The 12,686-nt window shown below is 39.2% G+C and carries 6 protein-coding genes; 3 read left to right on the forward strand and 3 right to left on the reverse strand.

Going from position 1 to position 12,686, the window contains the following annotated elements:
- Positions 1-298: 298 nt before the first annotated feature.
- From H6G08_RS08265 to H6G08_RS08275, 3 genes are all read right to left on the reverse strand, one after another.
- Complete coding sequence (locus H6G08_RS08265) at positions 299-2,902, reverse strand: CHAT domain-containing protein (protein ID WP_190540386.1); 2,604 nt, start codon at positions 2,900-2,902, stop codon at positions 299-301.
- Positions 2,892-5,882: a two-partner secretion domain-containing protein gene (locus tag H6G08_RS08270; RefSeq protein WP_190540388.1), complete on the reverse strand. Its 2,991-nt coding sequence runs from the start codon at positions 5,880-5,882 to the stop codon at positions 2,892-2,894. The genes H6G08_RS08265 and H6G08_RS08270 overlap by 11 nt, the downstream gene beginning before the upstream one ends.
- Positions 5,883-5,953: 71 nt before the next feature.
- Positions 5,954-6,493: a late competence development ComFB family protein gene (locus tag H6G08_RS08275; protein ID WP_242046100.1), complete on the reverse strand. Its 540-nt coding sequence runs from the start codon at positions 6,491-6,493 to the stop codon at positions 5,954-5,956.
- A gap of 597 nt (positions 6,494-7,090) precedes the next feature.
- Here H6G08_RS08275 and H6G08_RS08280 point away from each other — a divergent pair.
- From H6G08_RS08280 to H6G08_RS08290, 3 genes are all read left to right on the forward strand, one after another.
- On the forward strand, positions 7,091-8,779 hold the full coding sequence (locus tag H6G08_RS08280) for an NF038122 family metalloprotease (protein ID WP_190540390.1): 1,689 nt from the start codon (positions 7,091-7,093) through the stop codon (positions 8,777-8,779).
- Positions 8,780-9,017: 238 nt separating this feature from the next.
- Positions 9,018-9,749 carry a DUF928 domain-containing protein gene (locus H6G08_RS08285; protein WP_190540392.1) on the forward strand — a complete coding sequence of 244 codons (732 nt, stop codon included), beginning with the start codon at positions 9,018-9,020 and terminating at the stop codon, positions 9,747-9,749.
- 359 nt (positions 9,750-10,108) lie between these two features.
- Entirely contained in the window at positions 10,109-12,646 is a 2,538-nt protein-coding gene (locus H6G08_RS08290; protein WP_199322435.1) for an EAL domain-containing protein, read from the forward strand.
- The last annotated feature ends 40 nt before the right edge of the window (positions 12,647-12,686 follow it).

Raw genomic sequence — 12,686 nt, forward strand, 5'->3', positions numbered from 1 at the left:
ATAGAAGCCACACTAAATCCTGTTTATTATTTTAGGATGTGCTGTAGTCAGTTACTATTTGTCAATGGTTATATTTGCCGTAAAAGCATTGGTATGCAGATGAGAGGTTTTGATTTACAGTTAAAACTCTTCGTCTAACTGCCTAAGTACACCATTTTATTAATTCATAGCGAATTGGTTTGGGAAATACTCTGCGAAACTTTGCGCTAACCTCCGCGTTCCTTTGCGTTGAAAAAGTTATGAACTTATGCAAAGCAGTACTAAGTAAATCTGCTAAATCTCTAGATCGCCTGTATTTCTACAGCCAATTGCCAACTAAAATATAAGGTGCCCAATAAACAGGATGCTCTGATTGAGGATCTTTTAACAGTGCCATTTGCGCATGACGTAAGGCTTCTGCTTTCGTTTCTTTGGTACTGCTCAAATGCTTGTAAAACTGACGCATTAAATTGGCGGTTGCTTCATCATTCACCGACCATAATGTTGCTAAAGTACTACTAGCTCCCGCCTTAACTGCTATTCCCGCCAAACCTAAAGCCGCACGTTTATCGCCAACTGCGGTTTCACAAGCACTAAGTACCAGCAGTTCAATTGCTTGTTGTTGTTTCTGTTCGGATATCTGTAGTAAATTATCTAGGTCATTAATTCTGATGCGATCGTCCCAAGCCAAAATAAAGGTTTCTATGGCTTTAGAGCTAAATTTACCATGAGTAGCAATGTGAACTATGGGGAAAATCGCTGATTGCAGGTAATTTTGCAAATTTTTACTGGTAAATTCCTGATTTAGCAGTACTGTACTGGGAACTTCCGACTTGATTTCCTTCATTTCCTGTTCAACATATTCCAAAGCCGAAAAACCCTGTCTGGCTTCAGTTAACCCAGCACCAAGGACTTTAAAGTTATGCTGTGCTAATGTTTTCGGGGGTAGTAATTGAAGACTTGGTGTTAAAGCAATGTTGTACTTTTCCACCAAATATTGTTGATTACTATCATGCAGAGCGGCCATGGGAATATTTCTTAATACACCGTCCGGTACAAATACTAAGGTTTTAATCCCACTTTTCACTAAATCAGTTTCCACTGGACGAATTAACCAGTCATATACTTGTTGAGATAAGGGTAAAAAGTCTTCTTTAGAACGAATAACTAAAGTTTTCCGCAATTTTTCGACAATACTTTCCAGTTCGGCTTGCGGTAAAGAAGTCGCGTAGTGGCGTAAAGGTTGTTTTGGTAAGCTGACAATAACTTCTAATCGATCTGGCAGAATAATCGGATAGATAACTGCTGCTAAGGGATCTAATTCATCGATTTGAGTATATTTTCTATCTAAACAGGCTTCGCGGAAAAAATCATCGAGTTCGGCTAATTGCAAAGATTCAATTACTTGACGAGCTTGCTTGAGAGCTTCTTGACTAGGTGACGATGTTCCTGATAGAAGTAAACTAACTAGTTCTCGATATACTGGTTCTACAGTTTCGCGAAAACTAAATTGAATATCTGGATCGATGGCAACCAAATCACTACGCAAAGATTGTAGAGTATTTACAGCTTGGGTGTAAGCTGCGATCGCGCCTGGTTCATCTCCTTGTACTTTCAATAATCGCCCTAATTGCCATTGCCAACGGTATGCAATTTCTGGTGTATTAATTGACTGTGCTAGCACCAGCGCTTGTTGAGTTAAGTCTTGAGCGATCGCCCATTGTTGAGTTTGCTCGTAAAGTCCCCCCAGTTTCCCCAAAGCATAGGCTTGTGCTTGTTTATCTCCCAAGGTTTTTGCTTGTTGGAGGTTATTCGCGACTAATTGAGCAATATTTTCTGTGGTTGGCGCATTGGGGAGATTTGCTTGTTTGAGGCGAATTAAACTCTGAGCTAAATTCAGTTGAGCATAAATTGCTGTTCGACTAGGAGGTAAATTTACCAATTGCGGTTGAATTTGACTCCATAATGCTTGCGCCGGTGTCCATTGCTTAGTATCAATTAAAGTACTCAGTTGATTTAATTGCGATCGCATTTTCAGCATTGAAGAAGGTGCAATATTTACAGCTTGTTGATATAAAGCCAAAGCCGATGTTGCATCTTGGTTAGCGCGCGCCACATTTCCTAAATCAATCAATGTCGCACTCATCTCTGCTGGCGATTGTAACTTTTGGGCGATCGCTAAACTTTGTTGCAATACCTGCTGTGCTGCTGTCAAATTCCCCACTAATCGCCAACTTGCTCCTAAACTGCGTAACCCAGCCGTTTTGATCGGTGAATCCGGTTGTTTTTGTAAAATTTTATTTACCTGATTTAAGGTAGATAAAGCTCTGCGATATAGTCCCAACGCCTTTAAAGCCTGAGATTGATTGATCAAACTACGCAGCACCCCAGTCTCATTTTTTACCTGAGTATAAGTAGCCGTGGCTTGTTGCCAAGTCAAGAGTGCAGCTTCAGATTTTCCTGTTGCTAACTCCAGACTACCTTGGGTGTTGAAAACTTGAGCCAAGACTTTTAAATATTCTGGCTCTGTATGTTTTCCCTGTAACAATTCTCGACTACGAGTAATTGCTTGGGTAGCTTCAGTCCATAAACCTAATTGCTGGTAACTCAGTGATAGATTGCTCAAGACTCTGGCTTGATTGAGTCTATCCCCCTGTGATTGATAAATCTGCAGCACCTGCTCCCAGATTTTGATTGCTGCTAAAAATTGCCCAGCATCATAATATTGTCTGCCTTGCTCCTCCTGCTGTGCCACATTGGATGATACTTGCATCAGTGATGGTGGCGAAGCATCCATTTTGGCGATCGCAGGTAATAAACTCCCAACTAACCCTAAGAATATCCAGAATATAAAGACAATTAACCGAATATATAATCGTTTCCAGCTACTTTTTTTGAAAAAATAATAGAGATTAATCTGCATAACAATTAGTTGAGGGCGACCAAGTACTATAGGGAGTTGCAGTAGCAGACTGTGCTGATAAAAACACCTCACCACGTGAATTTACTACTAAGGCTTGGGCTTCGACGATGGAATTAGCACTAGAAATATCTGAGGTTTGAGAAGGTCTTTCAGCAATATTTCGCCAACTTTTGATCGGATTAGTCACTAAATCTTGAAGCAGACTATCGCTACTGAGTAAAGCTTCGGGATTTGGTGATACTCCTCCTCGTCCAGTCACAACAAACCGATTAGCAATTTGCTGTTGCTGACTGAACGAACTCGCACTACAACCTTGAGAGATCAATTTAGAAGTATCGGTAATTTTTAGAGGTAAGTTGAATAAAGCCGAAGTAGGATCGGCATTCAAAGTTTTAATTTCAACAACACCACTAACACCAAAAGTAGAACTAGCAGTAATATCACTTAAAGCAGTCTGTTGTTGGCGAAACTGTAGCCCAAATACATTCTCAGCTTGAATGTGAATGTTACCCCCCCATCCCTGAAATGCATTAGCGGTAATATCGCTATTTCCTAAAGGATCTGCAATTAAAAAAGTGGTATTAATCTTGATATTTCCGCCATTACCCTGTTTGCTAGCAGTACCAGCAGTAGCAGAAATCAAGCTATGATTCTGAATTTGCAGAATATTGCTGACTGTGAGCGCAATTTCCCCCCCATCATCAGCCGTGGTTTCCGCTAAAATTTCTCCACCGCGATCGAGTAACAGATTACGGGCTGTTAAATCGATATTACCCGCTTTTCCATCTCCAATTCCTTGGACAAATAAGCCACTGTTTACTTGACCATTAGGAGAGCGATTAATTAAGTTGACTGTATCATAGGCATTAATAGTTACATTACCGCTAGTACCTGCACCCAAGGTAGAAGCAGAAATCCTCGCCCCATCCAGGATAAATAAATTACCTGTATCAACACTCAAATTACCAGCCGGAGCATCACCAAATGTAGCGGTAAATAAACCACTAGATGATCGATCCCTTGGAGAAGTCCCCAGCAATCGAATTGTGTCTGTAGCTGTCACCTTGAGGGTACCGCCAGGGGCGTATCCCTGAGTTCCCGCTTGAATCTGCGCCCCATCTCGAACAGTTAATTCCCTTGCATTAATAGTGACATTACCACCCCAGCCCTCATCTCTAGTAGAGCTAGAAATTCGCGCCGTATTTCCTTGCAGTAGCAATTCTCCAGTATCTATAAATACGTTTCCTCCTCGACCTTTAGCACCAGGTTCTACCTGAGCAAATAAGCCACTAAAGGTGATATCCGTAGAGTCTCCCAAGATTGTTACCATCTGCGGAGCAATTACAGAAAGACTGCCTGCATCGCCAGTATTAAAAGTACTAACCGATACTTGCGCTCCACCTTGGAGCGATAATTTGTTAGTTACCAAGAGAATATTACCGCCCTGACCGGTAGCTCCTAGCTCAACTTGGTTAAATACACCGCTAGCTTGAGCAACAGTAGGAGAACTGAGGATATCTATTGCTGGAGCGTAAATTTTAATACTGCCTGCTGCACCTTCAGCAAACGTCGAAGCTGAGATCCTGGCACCATCACGGATATTCAAGATTGGGGTTTCGACAATGACTTCCCCAGCCTGAGCAAAACCAGTAGTTTCTGCGGACAAACCGCTAGAGTAAAGCGTATTAAATATTTCTCCTGTTCCGCGTAAGTCAATAGACTCAGTTGCTTTAACTATGATTGAACCACCAAAACCGCGATCGCGAGTATTGGCTACTATTTTTGCACCATCTTCAATACTCAATTTTCCAGCTGCAATTCTCACATCCCCACCAGCACCTAGTCCTCTAGTCTCTGTGCCTAAAATACTCAAGTTTGCCAATTTCACATCATCAGCGCGAATAGTTAAGTTACCACCAAGGCCAATATCTTCTGTTTCCGCAGAAACCATTGCAAAGGGGCCTTGAACTGTTAGTTTCACAGCTTCTAAGTTGACATCTCCACCGCGCACTGAAGCAGATGTCAGAGCCTGAATCATAGAATCATTCAGCGTTAGTTGGTTAGCTCGGATATTGATTCCACCACCGCTTTCGGTGCCATTCGCATCTGTATTAGCTAAAAGTAGTGTTTCATTTAAGGTGACGACTTGACCTTGAATTTGGATATTCCCACCACCAGCACCGCTAACGTTAATCTCAGCGCCATCTAGCTGAATTGTTTGAAACTTATTCGCACCTGTATATCCCACAATAAATCCTTGAGGACTTGGGGTCAGGCTAACAAAACTGTCATCCCCCACACTACCCAATTCCACCCGACCACCAGGCGCAACTAGTAACTTGTTAGCTACAGAAATATCACCGCCAACTAAAGCTAAAGTTTGACCAGGCTGGACTGACAATTCTGGTGTAGCTAAGTCTGGACTCTCTACTGTTATATCTCCAGATTTGCCAGCAAATTGTAAACCCAAGGGAACACTGACAGTTAGTAAAGGTGGCGCAGGATTAATCGCACTAAATACATCACCATTAGATAGCTTTAAACTACTAGCAGTACTAGCAATAAATGAGCCTGTAATATCTAGGGAAGCATTCGCGCCAAAAACAATACCATGAGGATTAATCAAAAATAAGTTTTTATTCGCTTGGATTAAACCATTGATTTGAGATTTTGAGCCGCCGGTAACACGGCTAATAATGTTCTCAATACCTGGGTTGTAATTATTGAAAATAGCAGAACCACCTTCAGGTACAGAAAACTCTCTAAAGCTGTGAAACAGGTTACTACCTGCTTGGGTTCCGCCTGTAATTACAAAATCCAATCCCGGTTGAGTACCTGGTGAAACAACAGTTTGTCCATCAGGCAGCTGATTATCTGGAGAAATTTGGGCAATTGTTGGGTAAATGGTGCAGAAACAGCTAAGAGTAATTCCACCTGCCATCAGTAGGTGGCAATAATAACGTCTCAGCGCTGGAATCATTGCTTGGTTGCGCATTACCTAAAAACATTTGAGAGAAAATAGAGCTTGATTGACCAAAATTTACGATCAATTTATCCGTTCTGATAATGTGGATGTTTCTCCCAATCAAAGATGTCTTCGTCTGTATCACCAGACTGACGCCAAGTAATTCTCCCTCGCAATGTATCTAATAAAGTTTGCTCAACCACATCATTTAAGTTATCCCAAGATAGATCTTCACGTTGCAGCAAAACTTTGAGTTTTTGCAAAGCCGTCATTGCTGCATTCTCCTCCTCAAAAGAGAGAGGCCCGTCACCCCGCAAGGGATCTCGCTGTACAGCCATGATTCCCTGCCTCACAGCTGTGACAATTTGTGGGCGCAACTCAGTTTTCCCCCGATGCCATTGCCTTTGCCAGCCTCGCTTGCTAGTCGCATACAGCGCAGGTAGGCGATTTAATGCATAGGCAATTACCTCTGATGGATTAGTGTATTTGGCAGTTTTCGCAGGTAAAGCTTGAAATTGTTGCTCTACTTCCTCTACAACTAGTACTTCCATCACATTTCGAGAGTTTTTGGTAAATGCACGCTGCTCTTTAGACTGCTGGACTGAAGCATGACCCTGATAAACCATACAAACAACTCCGTATACAGAAATACAATTTTCACTTCTACTTACGGCTTTATATTTCCCGGAGATTGAGTCTAACTAACATGTTGTTTCACGCTTGCATATGTATGTAAAATAACTAAGTACAAGGCAATGATGAACAACTCTTGCTGGATGCATTAACGTTTAAAGATAGTAATATTTGCGTGGTAAAAATTTAAATTTTAGTTATGGATATATATTTACCGAACACAATTAATTCCTATTATGAAGTTAAAGTAAAGCATTATGTGTGATGAAAAAGACATATAACCGAGTATGTATTACTGTGTAACTATTGACATAACAAGAATTAAACAGATTTAATCTAAAATTAATGTATAAAATAATACTCTTTGTCTATAGTTTTAATTAATTTTGATAAAACTGTAGTGAAGTCTTCTGATTATCACCTCAGAGAAATTGCTCTGTTATATATTTTGCAACTGATATAAAGTTAAGTTACAGATGTGCATAAGTAAGTATTCTGATTCCTTAACTCAAAAAATTAGTAAGCATCATACTTTTTAATTGCTTCATTGCACAAGATTTGAGCATTAAGGCTATTTTCAGATGTTCTGATTGAGCATCTCTAATATCGAATATGAGCCAATACCTCGAGCAAAATGTTCAAAAAAACTTGTTTACTTGCAATCTAAAAAGAAAATCATGAAACCTAAACTCAAGTACAAAGCAAATCTGTTTACGCAACTTACACTAACCTTAGTTTCATTAAGTATTATTGCTCCAGCCCAAGCGATACAATTCAACTTTACCTATGCTGCAAATACTCCTCAAGAAATCAGAGATGGGTTTGATAAAGCTGGTGATATTTGGACTTCTAAACTAAAGGACAAATATTTTGATATTAATTGCTTTTGTAATCGTGATAGCACAGTCAATATTTATATCAATTTTCAAGAATTATCTAACAATCAAGCTTTAGCAGGAACAATTCCAACTATGCTAAAGGTTGGGTATGATGATTATCTTACAAGCAGCTTTCAAAATATTACTTCTAATGATGATTTGCTAGCAATGAAAAATATGCAAATCAATAATACAGATAAAAGTGTTTTTGCTAACAAAACTTTAAGTGAACTGCAATATATTAACAGAAAATCTATTAATTTTTTTGGCTCAGAATTCAGCATGGTAATGGATAACTTGGGAGCCGTGAATGTCCTTAATTCTCAACCGATAACACCATCTGGTAATCGGATCTTAGATAATAACGATAATTATAACAATAAAACTATTTGGCTGAGTACTGCTAATGCCAAAGCCTTAAATCTGATTGCTGGTAATGAGAGTGGATTTGATGCCCAAATTTTTCTGGGGAAATCAATGCTAAATAATAATGGAGAATTAATTAACTATTCCCAATGGTTAGCGCAGCAATCAGGAGTAGATAATTTTGTTCAAGATTCTATTTGGGACTTCTCAAGAGTTTATTCTCCAGAGGCTACTGTTGCTAGTAACAAATTTGACTTTCTTAGCATAGCTCAACATGAAATAGGCCATGCATTAGGTGTAGTTAGCGGTGTTGATGTTTTGGAATCATTGGTTGCTACAGTTACTCCAGATAATAGTCTACCTTTACAAGATAACGATCTAACATTTGTCTCGCCAATAGACTTGTTTCGCTATTCTGACATTAGCAAGAATCAAGGATTGTTTGATTGGTCGTATGGAAATGGCAAGTACTTTTCTCTTGATGGTGGTAAAACTCGTATAGCTAATTTTGATGGTGGAGATTATCAAACAAGCCACTGGAGTGCTAGTGAAGGTAAAATTTTAGGAATTATGCACCCAGTGCTGAAAAAAGGTGAAAAATTAGAAATATCAAATCTTGATTTACAATTACTAGATGTCATCGGCTGGGATATCAACTCACAATCTCTGGATACGATTGCAGTAGATGTTAATACCAACCTAGCAAAAAAACTTTTAGTTAATACTAGTATTAGCAGTGTTCTGGAAAATTATATTTTTAGGGGTGGTAGAAATTCTACAGTTAGTGGAATGACTTACTTAGAAGCATTCGCTATGAATTATTTATCATTAGATGAATATGAAGCAACCCAAACACAATCTAGTATAGATGACATGATCCAAAATGCAGACTTAAATCAAGACTTTATTAGTCATAGTCATGATATTACCTCTGTTCCAGAGCCAAGCACTAACTCTGGTCTGGGAATATTAGGATTAATGGGCTTGGGCTGGTTATTTAAGCGTTGTAGACGATTAAATAGTCTAAATGATTAGCATCATAGACTTAGTAATTAGCTAATAAAATATTAAATTAAAAAATTATTTATTAAAAAATTTTAGTTGTGATTTTTTACTTAAGTAGCATTGCGGAATATACTTAGATATAAAAAGTCATTGTTAACATAAAGTCAGTAATTTAATTATAGTAAATTGCTAACCAATAGAGTATTTATGGAATAGGTATAACTCAGAGAAAAAAATTAAATCAAGCTTTAGGCTGGTGAAGATAATTATGAATCGCAAAGCATTGACTGCTCTCTGTTTGACATCTCTACTTACCCTTTCTTGTGCTATTCCTAATCAGGTAATGGCTGATGACACTCAACCAAAAGAGGGCTTACCTGGACGCCGAATGGGAGGCGGAACCCGTGGAGAATGCTACAGTAATGCAGGCAAATTAATGGCGTTGGTTCCAGAAAATAATCTGGTTTTAACCCAACAAGCTTATCCAAATATCCTATTTTATATACCTCAAACTTCTAAGCCAACATCAATAGAGTTTGTGCTTAAAGACGATAAGCGTCAATTAGTTTATGAAAAAACTTTCACCAAAGATGCTGCGGAAACTAAAACCGATTCTGGAGAAGTGATTAATCTCAGATCTCTGGATTCTCAATCTCTACCTGAACTGACAATTAATCAGAAATACCATTGGTATTTATCGATTATTTGCGATCCGGAAAATAGAGCTAACGACATTGTTGTACATGGATGGATTAAACGAGTAGCTGTTGACAAAAACCTGGCGCAAAAGCTAGAGCGAGCATCTGTGTTAGAGCGCACTCATCTTTATGCTCAAGCTGGCTTGTGGCAAGATGCGCTAGCTACATTAGCAGAACTCCGGTACGATCAACCTCGCGATACAAAGTTGGCTACTAGTTGGACACAGTTATTAAACTCAGAGAATTTAAATGCGATCGCTCAAGAGCCACTATTGAGTATCAAAATTTACAAACAACCTTAATTACTAACACAGTTATATTTTCATTAAGCAATTCACTCATACTAGTGTCAATACCGGGAATAATCATCATAGGCTGCGTTAGCAACATAACGCAGCCTATGATGATTTGAAAGTACTTTCTCGGAAAATCTAACCAGCAACTTTTGCACTCAAAAAAACCATCAAACCAAGTACAAGATTACTTTTAGATGAGTTTTCTGTAGATTCTTAGGGAACAATCTTATACAAGGAAAGCATCAGTTTGTAGAAGTTTTTGCCGCAATTGATACGGTAGACATCACTTCATCTGAGCATTCACTGATTAAAGTCCACTCTATCAATCTAGTATTGTGGTGATTGCTAAATACTCCAGAAAATTTTTGTCTTTAGTATCCGTTGTTACTAAAAATTGCCAACGCCAAGTGAATCGGTCTATCTTTAAACTGAGTTTGGGGCAATCGGTTTTAGTAACTAGCATTCTGATTACTGGATTAGTGCTGGGTGTCAGACAACTCGGCTGGTTAGAGTTCTTGGAATTGGTCTGTTTTGATAATATGGTGCGTCTTGTAGGCGATGCAGGCCCCGATCCACGATTGTTAGTCGTGACAATTACAGAAGCAGATCTTCAAGCACAGAAACAGTGGCCTCTTAGCGATCGCACTCTGGCTGAAGTATTAACAAAGCTGCAACAGTCCCAGCCTACAGCGATTGGCTTAGACCTTTACCGCAATCTCCCACAACCACCGGGACATGAAAGTCTGATGCAGCAACTTCAAGCGCCTAATGTTATTACTATTACTAATCTTGGTGATACTAATGCAGAAGGAGTTTCTCCGATTCCTGGCTTATCTCCAGAACATATTGGTTTCAATGATTTTGTGATTGACCCAGATGGAGTTGTACGCAGGAATTTGATATACGCCTACCAAGGTCAGGAACAATACTATTCTTTTTCGCTGCGTTTAACCTTGAAGTACCTCGATCAACAGGGTGTAACTGCTAAAGTTCATCCAAATGTACAGTTAGGCAATATTATATTCCCTCCATTAAATTCTAATTCTGGTGGATATCACAATATTGATAGTGCAGGCAATCAAATCATGATTTCCTATCGATCGCCTAAGCAAATTGCTCGTCAGGTGTCATTAACACAAGTGCTGCGGGGTGAGTTTCAGCCAGAATGGGTGAAGGATAAAGTAGTATTAATTGGTACAACTGCCTCTAGCTTAAAGGATTTGTTCTTCACTCCCTACAGTGCTAGCAAATCTGCAAACCCAGCTATGCCTGGGGTATTAATTCATGCTCAACTTGTCAGTCAACTTCTCAGTACTACTTTAGATAGACAGCCTATTTTCTGGTTTTGGCCGGAGTGGGCAGAATATTTATGGGTATGGACTTGGGCATTGATTGGGGGTGTTATAGTCTGGCGAATTCGTCAGCCCTTAATCCTGGGAGTCATGGAAGTAATTTCTTTAGGCGTTCTATGTATTATTTGCTTTAGTATATTTACACAAGCTGGCTGGATACCTATAATACCAGCAATGTTAGGGTTTGTAGTTACAGGCGGAAGTGTTTTGGCTTATAAGCTGAGGTACAATTCGCTGCATGATGCCTTAACTAATCTGCCAAATCGCGATCTGTTTTTGAAACAATTAGAATGGGCGATCGCGGATACAAAACTCAGTCAAAATGCTCGCTTTGCTCTACTATTTTTAGACATCGACCGCTTTAAGGTAATTAATGAGAGCCTTGGTCATCAGGTTGGCGACCAGTTATTAATTAAGGCCACTCAAAGATTAAAAGCTGGTTTAGGACGCAGAGCGAAAATAGCAAGAGTTGGTGGAGATGAGTTCGCTATTTTGCTAGAAAATATTACCGATAGTCAAGAGGTAAACTGCATAGCCGATCAAATACACAAGGCGATGAGCTTGCCATTTTACAATAATGGCCAAGAAATATTCACTAGTATTAGTATTGGTATCGCTTTTAGTCAAACCGAACTGGAATCTGAACCAGTGACTTTGTTACGCGATGCTCATACTGCTATGTATCGAGCTAAAGACCAAGGTAAAGGGCGTTATGAGGTCTTTGCCACAGGGATGCATACACAAATTTTTAAGCGTTTTCAGTTAGAAATAGATTTGCGTCGAGCCATCGAAAAGGAAGAATTATATCTCCAATATCAGCCAATAGTCTCTCTAGAAACAGATAAGATTATTGGCTTTGAAGCACTTGTCAGATGGCAACATCCTGTGCATGGATTTGTCTCGCCAGCTGAGTTTATTCCGGTTGCAGAAGAAACAGGGTTAATTATCCCTTTAGGTAAGTGGATTTTACTGTCAGCTTGCGATCAATTATCAATTTGGCAGGCTCAATTTCCTTTAGATCCACCATTGATGATGAGTATTAACATTTCTGGACATCAGTTGAGTCACCCAGATTTGGTGGAATACATTGAAAAAATCCTACATCAAAAAAGCATAGATGGAGAAAATTTAAAATTAGAAATTACTGAAACTGTAGCAATGAATGATGTTGAAGCTGCAATTAGTATATTGCTAAAACTGAGAACTTTAAATTTACGGCTAAGTATTGATGATTTCGGTACAGGATACTCTTCTTTAAGTTATTTACATCGCTTTCCGGTCAATACTTTAAAGATAGACCGAGCTTTTGTTAGCCGAATGGAGGATACAAACGAAGATGCAGCAATAGTTGAAACAGTAATTATGTTAAGCCATGCATTAGGAATGGATGTAGTCGCCGAAGGTGTAGAGACAGCTGAACAAAAAGCAAAGCTTAAAAAGTTAGGTTGTGAGTATGGTCAAGGTTATTTCTTTTCTAAACCCTTAGATAGTGAGAGTGCAACTGTATTACTCAAGCAACAGTTTGAAAATATTACCGATCCTAATTCATAAGCGTAAAAATAAACAACCTAAAAAGCGCCCCCATTTCTGG

Source organism: Calothrix anomala FACHB-343, from assembly GCF_014696435.1.
Lineage (GTDB): Bacteria > Cyanobacteriota > Cyanobacteriia > Cyanobacteriales > Nostocaceae > Aulosira > Aulosira anomala_A.